Origin of the sequence: Pedobacter sp. Leaf132, from assembly GCF_920984695.1 — a bacterium.
Lineage (GTDB): Bacteria > Bacteroidota > Bacteroidia > Sphingobacteriales > Sphingobacteriaceae > Pedobacter.
This window is the reverse complement of the sequence record NZ_CAKLBO010000014.1, coordinates 14796-30895: the sequence shown is the minus strand read 5'-3', so window position 1 is coordinate 30895 and position 16100 is coordinate 14796. Positions and strand designations below refer to the sequence as shown.

At 34.6% G+C, this 16100-nt stretch carries 15 protein-coding genes; 9 read left to right on the top strand and 6 right to left on the bottom strand.

Translation table 11 applies throughout. The annotated features are described in order from the left end of the window. Positions 1-2: 2 nt before the first annotated feature. Together LUA86_RS18350 and LUA86_RS18345 are read right to left on the bottom strand one after the other, a co-directional pair. Positions 3-2468, bottom strand: coding sequence for a heme lyase CcmF/NrfE family subunit (locus LUA86_RS18350; protein ID WP_231465531.1), 2466 nt, complete (start codon positions 2466-2468; stop codon positions 3-5). Positions 2469-2472: 4 nt separating this feature from the next. After that, complete coding sequence (locus LUA86_RS18345; protein WP_231465530.1) at positions 2473-2907, bottom strand: cytochrome c maturation protein CcmE; 435 nt, start codon at positions 2905-2907, stop codon at positions 2473-2475. A gap of 262 nt (positions 2908-3169) precedes the next feature. On the opposite strand from LUA86_RS18345, the gene LUA86_RS18340 reads away from it, so the two are divergent. From LUA86_RS18340 to LUA86_RS18325, 4 genes are all read left to right on the top strand, one after another. Beyond that, positions 3170-3853, top strand: coding sequence for a hypothetical protein (locus tag LUA86_RS18340; RefSeq protein WP_231465528.1), 684 nt, complete (start codon positions 3170-3172; stop codon positions 3851-3853). Between the two features lies 1 nt (position 3854). Next, complete coding sequence (locus tag LUA86_RS18335; RefSeq protein ID WP_231465526.1) at positions 3855-5885, top strand: hypothetical protein; 2031 nt, start codon at positions 3855-3857, stop codon at positions 5883-5885. Positions 5886-5955: 70 nt separating this feature from the next. Further along, complete coding sequence (locus LUA86_RS18330) at positions 5956-7305, top strand: hypothetical protein (protein WP_231465523.1); 1350 nt, start codon at positions 5956-5958, stop codon at positions 7303-7305. Positions 7306-7360: 55 nt separating this feature from the next. Then, positions 7361-8965, top strand: a complete 1605-nt coding sequence (locus LUA86_RS18325; RefSeq protein WP_231465521.1) for a Na+/H+ antiporter — start codon at positions 7361-7363, stop codon at positions 8963-8965. 818 nt (positions 8966-9783) lie between these two features. Here LUA86_RS18325 and LUA86_RS18320 read toward each other — a convergent pair. The 4 genes from LUA86_RS18320 to LUA86_RS18305 form a co-directional block, all read right to left on the bottom strand. Then, positions 9784-11205 carry a Glu/Leu/Phe/Val dehydrogenase gene (locus LUA86_RS18320; RefSeq protein WP_231465519.1) on the bottom strand — a complete coding sequence of 474 codons (1422 nt, stop codon included), beginning with the start codon at positions 11203-11205 and terminating at the stop codon, positions 9784-9786. Between the two features lie 145 nt (positions 11206-11350). Next, positions 11351-11557, bottom strand: coding sequence for a CcmD family protein (locus tag LUA86_RS18315; RefSeq protein ID WP_231465517.1), 207 nt, complete (start codon positions 11555-11557; stop codon positions 11351-11353). 66 nt (positions 11558-11623) lie between these two features. Next, a complete protein-coding gene (gene ccsA, locus LUA86_RS18310) occupies positions 11624-12286 on the bottom strand; it encodes a cytochrome c biogenesis protein CcsA (RefSeq protein ID WP_231465515.1) in 663 nt (220 codons plus the stop codon). Between the two features lie 71 nt (positions 12287-12357). Then, the gene (locus tag LUA86_RS18305) at positions 12358-13023 is read right to left on the bottom strand and encodes a heme exporter protein CcmB (protein ID WP_231465513.1); all 666 of its coding nucleotides are present in this window, start codon (positions 13021-13023) and stop codon (positions 12358-12360) included. Between the two features lie 277 nt (positions 13024-13300). Here LUA86_RS18305 and LUA86_RS18300 point away from each other — a divergent pair, with 277 nt between their 5' ends. The 5 genes from LUA86_RS18300 (at position 13301) to LUA86_RS18280 (ending at position 16094) form a co-directional block, all read left to right on the top strand. Further along, positions 13301-13780 (top strand): methylated-DNA--[protein]-cysteine S-methyltransferase, encoded by a 480-nt coding sequence (locus tag LUA86_RS18300; RefSeq protein WP_231465511.1) that lies wholly within the window; start codon positions 13301-13303, stop codon positions 13778-13780. A 9-nt stretch (positions 13781-13789) separates the two neighbouring features. Continuing rightward, on the top strand, positions 13790-14176 hold the full coding sequence (locus LUA86_RS18295; protein ID WP_231465509.1) for a hypothetical protein: 387 nt from the start codon (positions 13790-13792) through the stop codon (positions 14174-14176). A 77-nt stretch (positions 14177-14253) separates the two neighbouring features. Continuing rightward, positions 14254-14607, top strand: coding sequence for an S-adenosylmethionine decarboxylase family protein (locus tag LUA86_RS18290; RefSeq protein ID WP_231465507.1), 354 nt, complete (start codon positions 14254-14256; stop codon positions 14605-14607). Continuing rightward, positions 14607-15920, top strand: coding sequence for a DUF4178 domain-containing protein (locus LUA86_RS18285; protein WP_231465505.1), 1314 nt, complete (start codon positions 14607-14609; stop codon positions 15918-15920). Before LUA86_RS18290 ends, LUA86_RS18285 begins: the two co-directional genes overlap by 1 nt. Next, positions 15921-16094 carry a hypothetical protein gene (locus tag LUA86_RS18280; protein ID WP_231465503.1) on the top strand — a complete coding sequence of 58 codons (174 nt, stop codon included), beginning with the start codon at positions 15921-15923 and terminating at the stop codon, positions 16092-16094. The last annotated feature ends 6 nt before the right edge of the window (positions 16095-16100 follow it).

The window sequence follows — 16100 nt, the reverse complement described above, 5'->3', positions numbered from 1 at the left end:
ACTTATGCAATTTTAGCTTCTTTTCTTCTTCTGAAAATAGATAGTAAGAAACCTATAACCATTACAATAGTACCTGCCCAATAAAGGTTTATAAAAGGAAATTCAATCGCCTTAAACACCACCCAATCCTTTGCTTGCTGAGGTTTTTCAAAAATCTGAAGTTCAACTTTCTTCTCATCAGGCAATACACGGGTAAAACGGAATTTTAAATCCAATTCGTCAATCTTCCGGCCAAAATCAAATGTATTGTTTCCTTTAATTAAAAAAATTGGCTCCGTATTATAAATTTTTCCGCTTGAATTAATTTCTAAAGGCAAACCGACTGCAAAATCACCTTTTGCTAAAGCTAAATCTTTAGCTACAGGTTTATTATTTAAGCCTTTAACGGTAATAATTCCACTTGAAGTGTGAACAGTGTCTCCCTCTGAAACCTTTATAATACGAGGTGCTTTATAGTTTTCGTCATCCGAATGACCTTCATGATCATCATGAGATTCTTTCCTTATGGCTGCACTGGTAATGTGCGTATACACATCATAAGTTAAGTAATGTTTTGTATCAGGAGATGCAATTAAACCCATCTTTTCATTATCCTGTACATGTGGATGTAAATCAAAGTCTTCCTTAACCTTGCCTTCTTTATCCATTACTTTAAAATTTAAAGTGTACGTGGTATTTGGCGCCTGCACTGTATCGCTAACATAAGTTACAGTGTACTTGCCCATCTGCTTAGGCTCATTTTTGTAAAGCATGATATTTTCACCAGGCTTCTCAGTTTTTTCAAAATCCTTAACCGGAATAAAATTATTACTGTTAATAGATAAAGGCTTATTGGTTGCCGCTGAAATTAAAGCACCAAGAATTAACAATGCAAAACCAATATGCGCTACTGCAGAACCTGCCAATTTTGCCTTTCCACCAAAAGCCTGATATAAAATACTAGCATTAGATAAAATAGCAAACATACAGCTGAAAGTAATCAGAATGTACATGGTGTTGGTGTAGATATCAGTTATGTACACAACTGCAGCGGTTATAACTAACGAGAATAAAATTGCCGAAACTAAGCTACTGTAAAATTTACGCGGGTCGGTTCTTTTGTATTTCAAGTATTGAGAAAAACCTGAAATTAAAGTAATTAAGACCGCAAAGGGTGCCTGCCATTGATTGTAATATTTTATTGCATCAATTGGAGGAGAAAAATTAGTGCCAAAAGCTTTATTGAACACCGGTACTGAAGTAGAAAATATAACTTGAATACAGGCAACTGTTACTACTAAAGCGCCAATAAACATCCAAAATTCGCGAGAATAAGTTTCTTCATCTTTAGTTGTTATTGGAAGTTCTTTCCATCGTTTTACGATTAAAACAGCTGCGATAACAGCAAATACAACATTATATAATACGAGATGGCCGAACATGCCCAAATCTGTAAATGAGTGTACAGATGTATCGCCTAATATGCCACTTCTGGTTAAGAATGATGCGTAAAGCACCAACAAGAAACTTAAAAATACCAATACAATTGCCGTAAAATAAGCATGGCCAGTATTTTTAAAGGCAATCATTACGTGTACCGCACCAATTAAGGTTAACCATGGGATTAATGATGCATTTTCAACCGGATCCCAGGCCCAGAAACCACCAAAGTTTAGTGCCTCGTAAGCCCAGAAAGAACCCATAATAATTCCCGTTCCTAAAATCATAACCGCGAAAAGCGTCCATGGCATTGCAGGCTTAATCCACTCTTTATATCTTTTTTGCCATAAAGCAGCAATTGCATAAGCAAAAGGAACTACCATACTTGCAAAACCTAAAAATAAGGTTGGCGGGTGAATTACCATCCAATAATTTTGCAATAAGGGATTTAAACCTTTACCATCGGTTATAAATTTAAGGTAGTTTTTAAAATTTTCTGGATTAGCAAAAACCACAGGAGCCTGCGATTTTAAGTCTACTGCATCTCTTAACAGGATAAATGGAGAACTTCCGATTCTTTCGCCAAAAATTTCAACACCTAATAACATCGATGTTAAAAATACTTGAGAAAATGCAACAACTGCCATTACCGGGCTTTCCCAATCTTTGGCTTTCCAGATTAATAAAGCACCTAAAAACGATTGCCAAAATGCCCAAAGCCAAAAGCTTCCTTCTTGTCCTTCCCAAAAAGCAGAAATAATATAATAAACAGGAAGTTGTTTTGATGAATGATCGTAAACGTAGTTGTACTCGTAGTAATGACCTAAAATTAGGTAGAACAATACCGAACCTATGCCAATAATACTGGCCCAGTTAACTAAAAATCCAATTCGCCCGAGATTTCTCCAGGATTTATCTTCTAAATTTTTATCGCGACTAGCATAAAAGTATGCAATTGTTGAAAGTAACGATGCACTAAACGCCAACACAATAAAAAACTGTCCGATTTTACCCGGTAACAGGTTTTCGCCTACAAATTGAATATCCATTAAATTAATTATATTTTTTCTCGCCGTATTTTCCTACCGTATCCACCTTGCCATCTTTATTGATTTCAACCAAATTATCGTTGTATTTAGACGGGCATTTCATTAATATTTTCGACGCATAAAATTTGTCCTTATTCATTTTACCGATAAGCACTAATTTTTCAGATTTTTCAAAATCCTGTGGTTTCGTTCCATTGTAAACAATTTCACGCACCTCTCCTTTTTCATCTTTCATGTGAAAACCGAAGTGGTTTGGGTCTTTCATGGCATCATAATAAGTACCTTTAGATTTTTCCCAATAGCCCATTACATGCTCCTCTTTACCAGAAGTTGATGCTTCGTTAAAATTTGAATAAGTATCAGTATTTGCATTTAAGCTAAATAAGATTCCCACAGAAATTGCAATGGTAATCAATCCAATTATTGCACTTTTTTTCATTTTATATGTTGTTTCAAAAGCTGGCAACAAAGATAGAAAAATAGCCTTAGCGAATATTCTTTTACATTTTTCTTGTCTTTATATTGACAATTAGCTGATGATTTGTATGATTAAAAATCATTTGCTTAGTCTATTTATAACTATTCTAAAGAAATGGCTTAATAATTTCTGATTTGCCTAAAAAACTGCTTATAAATTTTTAAGTTTGGCCAACTAAAATCGTTCCCCGATTTACATCCCAGGCAAAACCTAATTTCTTATTATGATGAACCTTAAACAGTTCTATAAACTTTTACTATTTCTTGTTATAGTACCTATATTAAGCTCGTGCTTTGAAGTTGTTGAAGAGATTTCTATGCGAAATGATGGCACCGGCGATGTTTTATTAACAATAAATTTGAGCCAAAGCAAAACTAAAGTTGCATCGGTAATGCTTTTAGATAGTGTGCAAGGCTACAAAGTACCCAGCAAGCAAAAAATTCAGCAAGAATTAGCTGAAGCGGTTGCCTATCTTAAAAAAGCTGAAGGCCTTACAAATGTAAAAAGCACAGCTGATTTTAATAACTATATCGCCACCATCAGTTTTACCTTTAAAGATGTTTCAAACATCAATAACATTACAAAAAACATTCTGGCCAGGCAAAAAATTAAGGCAACCAACACATCATCTTACAGTTATAATAAAGCCACTAAAACATTTTCAAGGAAATACCAGTCTGTTAGCACTGCCAAAACTGAGTTTAACAAACTAAAAAACCAAGATAAAGCGGTATTTAATGGCGCTAACTACACCAGTATTTATCGGTTTGAAACTCCCATAGCAAGTGCCAGTAATCCTTTATCAAATCTATCTAAAACTAAAAAAGCCGTAATGCTTAAAAGCCGCATTACCGATTTAATAAATGGAAAAATTAACGTCTCCAATCAAATACAATTATCTAAATAAAATGAAAAAACTGCTCATCGCTCTGGTAATTTTAATAAGCGCCAAACTTACTTACGCTCAAGATTTGGTTAAGAAAATACCTGCAAATGCCTTTACAGTCGCTACAATTAAGGGTAATAATGTTTTCAAGTTGATGTTTGTTAAAGATTTTAACGAATCTTTTGTGGGCAAAAAACTACTTGCAGAAACTTCTAAATCGCTCGATAAAAACTTTACGAGCATTGAAGATTTCGGCATCAATCTCGATAAAAACATGTATTACTTCAATCAGTTAAATGATAGTATTACATACAATTGTTTTCTTATCCCGCTTAAGGATGCTAACAAGTTTGAAAGTTTAATTAATAACAAGGAAAATAAAATAAATACGAATGGCGACATCAGAACGATGATTTTGCCAGACAGCACCAGCATAATTAAATGGAATAATAATATGATGTATTTCGTAACCGGAAGCATTAAAAGTTCTTTTTTTGCTGATTCTGTTAAATCGGCGAAATACGGAATTAAAGATGTAAGGTTTCAAAGCATGTACGATTATGCCAACGATAGTGCAGTAGTTGCTGTAGATTCTACCTACATCACCACAATTGATGAACCTGTTATGGTGGAAGATGTAGAAGCACCGCCGGTTATTAAAGCCAAAGTTCAGAAAAAGGCAGTTACAAAAAAGGGGGCAATATCAAAAGCTAAAGCCAAAAAAAGTTCTGCCAAGAGGAAGGTAACAGCCAAAGCCAAAAAAGTTCAGCCAAAAATTGTAGAGGAAGAGGAAGCTGTTATTATGACGGATACCAAGGGCGATGATACAACAGTAACAAAAAATTATGATGAGCAATACGATGAATATCAAAAAGAAAGAGCTGAACAAGATGCAAAAATGAAGCGGCTGGCTTTCGTTTGGATGACCGAACAGGCAGATAAGGTATTTGCTGGAAATTACGAATCTATCGAAAACAATAAATCTTATACTTCAAGTTTGGATAATAAAGCAATTGCCGAACTCTGGGTTTCGAGTTTACAAGATGTTTATAATTCTATCGCTCCAGAATTTGGCACTTACGGCAAAGCCGGAATAATGAAAGGTTATGGCAGTTTAAATGCAAAACTGTTTATGGATGATAAAAGTTTTCGTATTTCTACAGGTTTAGAATTGGCCAAAGAACAAGCTGATGCCTACAAAAAAATAATGAACAGGAAACTGAACAAAAAATTCCTGAAATATGTAGACAGCGAAAAAGCAATTGGTTTTATGGGTTATTCTATCGATACCAAAGCCTATTTAGAAGAATTTCCTAAGCTTATAAAACAAACCTATGGTTCTTTTTTAGGCAAAAGTTTAGATGAAGAAATTGAATTAGGAACTGATTTATTTTCTCTTTTGTTAGATGAAGAAGCGGTTAGTGAGGTAATAAAAGGAGATGCTTTATTTGTTATCAACGGATTAAACAGTAAAGATGTAACTTATACATCATACGAGTATGATGATGATTATAATCGTAAAGAGGTAACCAAAACCAAGAAAGAAACACTGCCAGATTTCTTATTGATGTTTTCTTCAGAAGATAATAGATTGATGAACAAGTTGATTAAATATGGCATTAACAAAAATTATGTAAGTGTTAAAGAAAACATCTATAAAATCGAAGAGAAAAAAAGTCCGGTAGATATTTATTTTATGATTAAAGATGGCATTGTGTTCTTTGGCAATTCTTTAACAGAAATGCAAAGCATTAGCAATAACAGCTTTAATGCTTCACCTAGCAAAATGCACAAAAATTTATTGGCTAAAAATAACTTCAGTTTTTTATTTAACGCTAAAAATTTGGTTGGTAAAGTGCCGTCAGAAGAATTTGGAGGCGAAGAAACCGCTAAAAAATTTAACGAAACTTTGGGGAAGATGGGGAATGTGTATATGAAATCTAACCCAATTAAAGGAAATCTGGTTTCGGCAGATATTAGTGCTGAAATACCAAACGGACATGAAAATGCTTTAAAATATTTGTTTTCTTTAATAGAGAATGCAGCTAAATAGAAATTATAAGCATAGATAAAACACATAATTGCTCGTAATTAAGCGGTGTTTATCTGTAGCAAAATACATTATGAAGAAATTTTTAAAAATAACGGCAGCGATAATTTTATCGCTGCTTATTTTTTTTGTTGGTGCTTTTAAATACAGGCAATACCAGGCCAATCATGTTGCTATACCTAAAAATTCGACTTCGCTGGTAAAAGTTAATGTAGATGAAATTTATAAAAGCCTTGCTTTAAATATGATTTCTAACCCAGGCTTTTATTTAAAATCCGGCACAAAAACCGATCAAAAAATAAATTTTAATAGTTTAAACCACGGACTAAAAATTAAGGCCAGCGTTTATTTTTATACCATTCAAAACCAATCTTCATCCGCTTTCTTTTCAAGGTTTTCTGTTAAAGATTACAAAGAGTTTAAAAGTTTTTTAAAAAACGTTCTTCATTTCAAAATTACCAAAGCAACAAACGGATTAGGTTTGGCTAAATCTAAAATTGGCAACGTTGTTATTTTGTATAATGAACAAGCAGCTGCCCTGGTTATAACAAATGAAATAGCCAATTATAATTTGATATTAAACGATATTCTAAAAGAAAAGAATTTTGAAACTATCAAGAAAACCAAGTTCAAGAGCATAATTGACAATCATAAACACATTTGCTATCAAAATGAAAATAACTTTACAGAATTAAATTTTAATAATGGAAATGTTGTTTTCACTGGAATTTTCAATCAACCTAAAGGACTAATATTTAAGGAAAATTCAAATCATCGCAGCGCAAATAAAAACGCTGCAGTAAGTTTTTGGCTAAATGCTAATTTTTTACCGGCTTTAAACAGACGCTACAATTTTAAAAATACATTTTTAGAGAGCGATAGCTTGGCAAAATACTTTAAGGGTTATATTGATTTAGAATGGCTAAATACAACCCAACAAACCGATTCGGTAATTACTTACGATTATAACGACAATTTTGAGAAGGTTGAAAAAATAACGCTTCAAGCAAAGGAAATTCCAAATCTGGTTATAAATATAAATGCTGATGCGCCAGGATTAAAAAACTACCTAAACCGCCAAAATTATATTAATCCAGATAGTTTAACACTAAACAAAACCATATTCCCATTGTATAAAATATATGTTGGAGGCAATACTAAACAATTGGTTTTAAGTACAAATAAAAAAATATCTACCACCAATACATTTGAAAAAGCGAATAATTTTTTTGCCATGAATGTCGATTTCGAGCAAGTTAACAAGCAAATAAACCAACCGATGCTTAGCCGATATCTTAAAGATTTTAAAAAATTAAATGCCGAAGGAAAAAAAACTGAGCATGGTAAAATTGTAATAGAGGTTCAATTATCTTTAATAAATGAAAATATTAACGCCTTATTTCAGCTGGCTAATGGTTTTTAAACAAACAGCCTCAAAATATCTTAAAATTTGTAAATTAACTTCTAAAATCTCATAAATGCTTCACGATAATTTAATCCTGATTCTTGTTTTACTTCTTGCGGTAACCTTGTTGGTTATGGTTGGCCAGAAAATAAAAATTTCTTACCCCATATTTTTGGTTTTAGCTGGTTTGGCAATCGGATTTATTCCGGGTATGCCACATTTAACAATCGACCCAAATATGGTTTTCCTGCTATTTTTACCACCGCTACTTTACGAGGCTGCCTGGTTTACCTCTTGGAAAGATTTTTGGGAATACAAAGGCGCCATCTTTTTAATGGCCGTTGGATTGGTTTTCATAACCTCCGTTGCCGTGGCTTACGCTTCAGTAGCTTTTATACCTGGTTTTACATTAGCATTAGGTTTTTTACTGGGCGGAATCGTTTCTCCGCCCGATGCAGTTGCCGCAGCAGCAGTTTTAAAAGGTTTAAAAATTCCTAAAACCGTTACGGCATTGTTAGAAGGCGAAAGTTTGGTAAACGATGCATCCAGTTTAATTGTATTCAAATTTGCTTTGGCAACAGTTATAAGTGGCACATTTGTATTACAAGATGCAGCCACCAGCTTTGTTTCTGTAGCTGGTTTAGGCATTATTATCGGCTTGGCAATTGGCGGCATATTTTATGCAGTACATCGCTTTTTACCCACTACAGATAACATAGATACCGTTTTAACGCTCCTTACACCCTATTTCATGTACATCGTAGCAGAGCATTTTGAGGCATCGGGTGTAATGGCTGTTGTTTCTGGTGGCTTACTGCTTTCAAGCCAATCACATGTAATTTTAACATCTCAATCCCGCATCAAAACAGTCTCCGTATGGTCTGCTTTGGTATTTATGCTTAATGGCGTAGTTTTTATATTAATTGGTTTAGCCTTGCCCGATATTGTAAACGGTTTAGGTCCAGATTACCCAATTTTAAAAGCCATAGGTTATGGAGCAGGCATTAGCGTTTTAGCCTTGGTGGTGCGTTTGTTATGGTTAATTTCTACAGCAGGCATTACCCAACTTTTAAATAAAAAAACCCGGGTTCGTTATAAAGACATGACCTGGCATTCATTCGTGGTAATCATTTATGCCGGCATGCGTGGCGTGGTTTCATTAGCTGCAGCGCTTTCTATTCCGGTTATGATTTCTGAACAAATCCCATTTCCGCTTAGAAATTTAATACTTTTCATAACCTTTGTTGTAATTTTTATTACGTTGGTTGTTCAGGGCTTAACACTTCCATTCGTTATCAAATTATTAAATATTCCTGAACCTAAAAGTAAGCTCTCTGAGCAAGAACAAACCAATCAAATTAAACTTAAATTAATCGACCTTTCTTTAGATAAATTGAATGCTGATTACCGAGACCAATGCACCCATAACGAGTTAATGGTAAATTTAAAAGCAGAATTGCAACACTCTTTAAACGAGAAAAAAGGCACCATTCATGCTTTTAGAAAAGGCGATATCGATAGGCGGGATTTAAAAGCTTACCACGAAATTGTACTCGCATTAATCAAGGTACAAAGGGATGAACTCCATCATTTAAAGAAGAATAAAAACTACGACGATGAAGTAATTAGAAAGGAAGAATGGAGGTTGGATTTAGAAGAATTAGGGATTATTACTTAGTTATAGTGGCTTTTTCAAGTCATTACTTTAACTTCTTTTTGAAAATGAAGGGTCAAACGCTTTTCGGAAACGCCAGTCCCGCCATTCGCTATAGCCCTCATAAAAAATTCGGGGCTGCCGCTGTTGTCGGGTTTAAAAGGTAAAGTTTGTAGTGCTTCGGTTTAAGTGCAACCAACCAAAAATATTGATAACTAATTTCATGCTGAAGCACAACCCATCCCGACACTTCGGCAAAGCATCTGCAACCGATGAAAAATCTGCCTATAATAAACAGGAACTCTTCGTTTCTTGTGATGACAAAATCCGCTATTCTGGATATTAGTATAATGCAGCAGGAATATAAAATGAATAAGGATTTTAAATCCTCACTTATTAAAACTTCGTGATGCCTTTCAGAACATCTCGAAGAGCAACAATCAAAGGAGATTGCTTCCCCGAATTGTCGGGGCAGGCTGTGCCTCGCAATGACGAACGTTCATGTATGACTCGCTAAACTGACCGTTGTTTTAAACCCGATTGATGTGGAAATACTTTTTAAATTGTAATAACGCAGATATCATTGTCTTGCTGAGGCACGAAGCATCTGCAACCGATGAAACAGATTCTTCGTTCCTCAGAATGACAGAAGTTGTTCGAAAAAGATTGAAACACCCGCCTGCCGGAAGGGCAGGAAAGCGAGACTAACCCCAACCTACATCGAACTGAACTCTACCTTTTCCAAATAAAAAAATCCTTGCAAATTATACATCTGCAAGGATTTTTTTTAAAGATTGCCACATCTCGAAGCAAAATCGAGGTTCGCAATGACGGCTATTTGACTATGGCCAAACGCCTAAGTTCATATATGAAACTGCAATTTTATCAATTGAATTAACAAAAGCAGCAGTTCTTAAAGTTCCTGTACCAGGTTTTACTTGCAAAGTTTCGCGAATTTCATGATACGAATGAATCATGGTATCTTCTAAACCTGAATTTACCAACTCCATTTCTGATGCACCTTTTACAATCATTAAACGGTGTTCCGGAAGAATGGTTTTACCAGTCAGGTTTTCTAAAGTAGCAATTAAATTAGCATTTGAGTTGGCTGCATAACGGTTTTCCATACGCCCGAAAGCTACGTGAGAAAGGTTTTTTAACCATTCGAAATATGAAACCGTAACACCACCGGCGTTACAATACATATCCGGAATAATTATACCACCCATTTCAGTGAAAATAGCTTCAGCTTCTGGCGTAGTTGGTCCGTTAGCACCTTCAGCAATAATCTTTGCTTTAATGTTACGGATGTTATGTTCTGTAAATTGGTTTTCTAAAGCCGCCGGAACAATAATATCGCAATCTTGCTCTAAACCTTCCATCGAATTTTTGAAATCTGTAGCACCCGGAAAACCCAAAATTGAACCTGTGTTTTTACGGTGTGCAAAAACTTCATCAACATTTAAGCCGTTAGCATTGTAAATTGCACCTTCGTATTCGCAAAGGCCAACAATGGTTGCGCCAAATTCAGCAAGGAATTTAGCAGAATGATAACCTACGTTACCTAAACCCTGAACAATTACTCTTTTATCGCCTAAACCAGCTTTAAAGCCAATTTTAGCCATATCTTCTGCTACATCCACACACTCACGCACAGCATAAGCAACACCACGACCGGTCGCTTCTTTTCGTCCGCGAATACCGTGTAAAGCAATAGGTTTACCTGTAACACAACCTAAAGCATCCAGCTGACCCGGATTCATAGTCATGTATGTATCTGCAATCCAGCTCATTTCGCGTTCGCCCGAACCATAATCAGGAGCAGGAACGTCGATGCCAGGACCAATAAAATTCTTTTTGATTAACTCTGTAGTGTAACGACGGGTAATGGTTTCTAACTCAGCTACGCTATATTGTTTTGTGTTGATTTTGATACCACCTTTGGCACCTCCGAATGGAACGTTAACGATGGCACATTTGTATGTCATTAAGGCTGCAAGCGCCATAACTTCATCTTCGTTAACCATTTCGCTGTAACGAATACCACCTTTAGTTGGGCTCATGTGATGCGAGTGTTCTACACGCCATGCATCGATAACTTCAAAACCGTTTCCTCTACGAATTGGGAATTGGAAACGATACACACTATTACACGCTTTAATCTGGTTCAATAAACCTTCCGGATGATTGGTGAATTGAGCCGCACTGTCAAAGTTCTTACAAACATCTGCAAAAAACTTGTTCTCGTCTGCTAGATTAGCCATTATTTATTTTTTATGAATTAAGTATGCTGCAAAATTGCCTAAAAAAACAGCATATATCCAAATGAAAAAATACTTAGTGTATAGCCAACACCAATCAATTTTGGTTCAAAAAATAGGTTTAAAACCTTTAAACTTAGTTTTTAGGTTAGTTTTCTTTTTCTATTTTTTTTAATCTTTTATCGATTGAAAATAGATAAGCTATTAAACCGAGCAAAATTATTACGATGCAAGCCACAACAACGTAGATTTTACCATTGCTACGCAAAGTGTCGGCCATTTCGATATCGTTATTTTGAGCAAATAATTGTATGGTTGCTAACATTAATATAAGTGAGAATAATATCTTTTTCATTGTGATTTTATTTCGTATTGAAAAGTTTAATGTTGAAATGTTTTGCAGGTTGATTTTTTCCAGCTTCTAATTGTGTTGTTGCTTATTTTCTATTAACCGCAACCTGAAACGAATAGTATAAACCCAGTAACCAATTAATATCCAACCTAAACATGCCGGATAAAAAACCATACGCATTCTACTATCTAAATCATAACTATTAAAGCCCGGATTACCGCCATTCCCTGGATGCAAAGAATCTTTTAGTCGAGGCAAAACGAAAAGTAAAACAACCATCATAGGGAACGCGAAGATGTTATAAATGGCCGAAATTTTGGCTCTTTTTTGTTCTTCATCTATCGCATTGCGAAGTATTAAATAAGCGAAATATAGTAAAACAGATATGGCTGCAAAATTCTGCTTAGGGTCGAAACTCCAGAATTGGCCCCAGGTATATTTAGCCCAAATGGCGCCCGTTACTAAACCTAAAAGGCCGAAGATAATGCCTGCGTTTACACTTTCAACAGCCTTTAAATCATTAATTTCGCTTTTTGAGCTTAGTGATTTGATGCTGTAAAAAACCGAAATAGAGAATAAAAGAATCATGGCAAACCACATGGGTACGTGGAAATACAAATTTCTGATAGATTCATTTAAAATAGGTAATCGAGGTACGCCCAACAACAAACCTGCTATTGCAGTGTAAATTACTAAAACCGAACCTAAAATTTTCCACCAAGTTTTATTCATATATATTTAATTTTGAATGAATGAATTAAGTATTTTTTTTCCTTTCCATCATCCATTTATACCGTCCATTTTTAATCCCGCCAAAGGTATGGAAATAACAATAATGAAGTAGCAACTGTAAGTACATTTACCAAAAGCAACATGCCAATTTCATCATAGCTATTTTCCCAGGGCAACCCATCTACAGCATTTTTGGCTAATTTTATTAAAAGAATAAGTACTGGGATAATAATTGGAAAGCTTAAAATTGCCATTAACATTCCACCATTTCCGGCTTTACTCGCAATAGCCGAAACCATAGTAAAAACCGTTGAAAAACTTATGCTTCCCATTATTGCAGCTACATAGTACAAAAGTAAATCTGGAGGTGTAAAAGAATCAAAAACCATTGTATAAAAACCCAATGCAATGGTAGTTAAAACCAACATGAGTAAAATGTTGTATACGGTTTTTGATATTAAAACTGCAGCCGGACTTGCTAAAACGTAGCTATACAATTGCTGACCTTTAGTTTCTTGCAAAAAACTCTTTGAAACCCCATTAATTGATGCAAAAAGTATAATTATCCAGAACAAAGCATTCCAGGCAAGTTTATCGCCCAAACTAATAAAAGATAAATAACAGGTAAAAATTGTAGAAACTACGTATAGCAATACTCCATTGATGGTATATTTGGAACGCCATTCTAAAAGTACTTCCTTGTGGATTAAATATTTAACCTCTTTGGCCAGTTGCATAAACGCAAAGATACTTTTATTGCGAAATATTGCCAGTAGAAATTGTAGGTTTGTTGTAATATTGTTTAAAGATTAAGCGCAGTATATTTGCCACGGAAACACACGATACACTAAAATTTATTTCCACCAATTCAATGAGCTCCGTATTTCCGCGATAAAATTAAGAAACCAATATTTAAAAGTTAATCGAAAAAGATTAGCAATCGAAACACAGACCATGAAAAATTTAGTTCTTTTTGTTCCGTGAATCCGTGTTTCCGTGGCAAAAAATATTTTTATGAACTACGCATCTACTATCGAATCACCAATTGGCAAAATAACCATCTTAGTTGAAGATGATTTTGTTACTGCAGTAACATTTGCAGAAAAAGATATTGATGGCTTGCAAGAAAACGACCTTACAAAACAGGTTGCTTCACAATTGCAAGCTTATTTTAATGGCGATTTAAAGGATTTCAACTTCCCTGTGAAACAGAAAGGCACAGATTTTCAACAAGAAGTTTGGCAAAATTTATTAGTTATCCCATTCGGAGAAACTACAACGTATGCTAAATTTTCGGCACACCATCCATTAGCCATAAGAGCAATTGCGGCTGCAAATGGTAAAAATGATATTGCCGTTGTGGTTCCTTGTCACAGAGTAATTGGCAGTAATGGAAAATTAGTTGGTTATGCTGGCGGTTTGTGGCGAAAACAATGGTTACTGCAACACGAAAGAGAGGTTGCTCAAAGAGGACAAACAGAACTTAAATTTTAAATAATAAAGATGACCACAGATTTTGCCGAAACTCAATCCTTTTTAAAAGCCATTCGATTAATTAATATAAATAATGATGACTGCAGTTTTGAAACTGGAAAAATTCCTGCACAGCAAAACATTAATGCAAATTATTTTTTTGCTAAAACGGATGTATCTAGGTTAGAAAACATCCCTCACCCAGCACCAAGACGACAATTCGTAATCACCATAAAAGGAAAACTGAAATTTACGGTAACTAACGGAGATACCTTTATCCTCGAACCTGGCGTAGTTTTAATTGCTAATGACACTAAAGGCGCCGGGCATACCTGGGAAGTAATTGAAGGTGATGAGTGGGAAAGAATTTACATCCCTTTGGGAAATGATGCCGATGATTATTTTATTAAAGATTAGATAACATACTGCAGAATACGATTAAAAATTTTTACAATTTAAAATAATTTATAATTTTGAGTGATACCAAACGCTCAATGACATATAAACCAGGACTACACATTTTATCAGAATTTTCTTCTGATGAAGTTAACAAACTATCCTTTTTTGATGAGTGCAAAACTCTTTTCAACCAGTTGATCATAGAAAATGGTTTGGAAAAAGTTGGAGAAGTTTACCATGATTTTCCAGGCGGTGGTTTTACAGCTGTAATTTGCTTAACAGAATCTCACCTTTCTATACATACTTGGCCGGAGTTTAATTTAGCAACATTCGATATCTTCTTATCCAATTACAAAAAAGATAATACTGAAAAAGTAAAATCTATTTATCAATCTGTATTGAATTTTTTTGAAGGCAAAGAAATTCAAAAAACCCAAATTGTTCGTTAATGGAAAACTTAACGCAACCATTTTTTAAATTATCAGAAGCAACTGTTTGTCAGGCTTGTAAGCAGAATATAACGCTGTATGATATTTCAAAAAGCAACTACGTAGTCTGCTCTTTTTGCTTTTCTTATTTGCAATTAAATGCTGATAAAGAAACTATAAAAAAAGAGCAACTAAAGAAGCCCAAACTTACGCCACTTTTAAAAATTGGCTCAACTGCAACCATTCGCGATACGAATTTCAAGGTAATTGCCTACCTGGAAAAGCAAGAAGCGGGCACAAAATACGAGTGGCGGGAATATATGCTCACAAGTTTAGATAAAGGCTACATTACAATTGCAGAATTTAACGGCAATTGGAGCTTGATTGGCGGCGAAAAATTTATTCCAGATTTTAAAGTACCAATGTCTTACGGAGATACCCTTGGCTACCACGATGTAGATTATAAATTATTTAATAAATACACACCCATTATTAATGCGATGTTGGGCGAGGTTGATTGGGATATTATTAATGAAAAGGTAGCAGCATCAGAATTTATAGCCCCGCCGCTGATGGTTGTTAAAGAAGTAATTAATAATGATAGCAGAAACCCAAATTACTACATTGGAGAGTATTTAGACGCAAACTTTATTGCAGAAACATTTAACCTTGACAGAACTGTTTTACCAATTCAAATTGGAATTGGTGCTCATCAGCCATCTTTATCTTATGATAGATGGATATCGTCGCTAAACATATCCATAATAGCAATATTGTTAGTTTTAGGTTTACATTTCGTGCTCGATATTTTCAAATCTGAAAAGGAACTAATTAACAGTGATTTTGCAATATCAAAAAATGATAAAGGCGATGAAAATTCATATAAATCATTTATCACACCATCATTTGTAATTAATGACGGCTCATCCAATATAGAATTTAAAATTAGTGCAAACCTAGATAACAACTGGTTTGAAACTACAATTGTTTTGGTAAATGAAAGTGACAACAGAACCTGGGAGGTTAGCAAGGGAATAGAATATTACCATGGATACGAGGGTGGTGAAAGCTGGTCAGAAGGTTCCAGAGAAGAAAAGATAATGGTTTCAAATATCCCGAATGGAAAATATCATTTAAATATTTATCCATCTACAGGAGATCATTCCAGTAACAGCATTTACATAAGAGCGGTGGCAAATTCAAGCATGTGGCGAAATACATTGTTAACCATGCTCGCCATATGTATCTACCCAATCGTTTGTTATTACCTAATGCGCAATTTTGAAAAGAAACGATGGGAAAATAGTGATTATTCACCTTTTGTTAGCGATTAAATGGATATAAAACCGATAAAATATTACCTGATTGTATTGCTAATTTTTGTTGGCATTTACACATATTGCGGCTTAAATGGCATTGCTTTCTACGAAGATAAGGTAGAAAAGAACACCGAATTTAATGGCAATAGAACACATGTTGGAACTGCAAATAGATTTTACCATAAATAAAAAGTT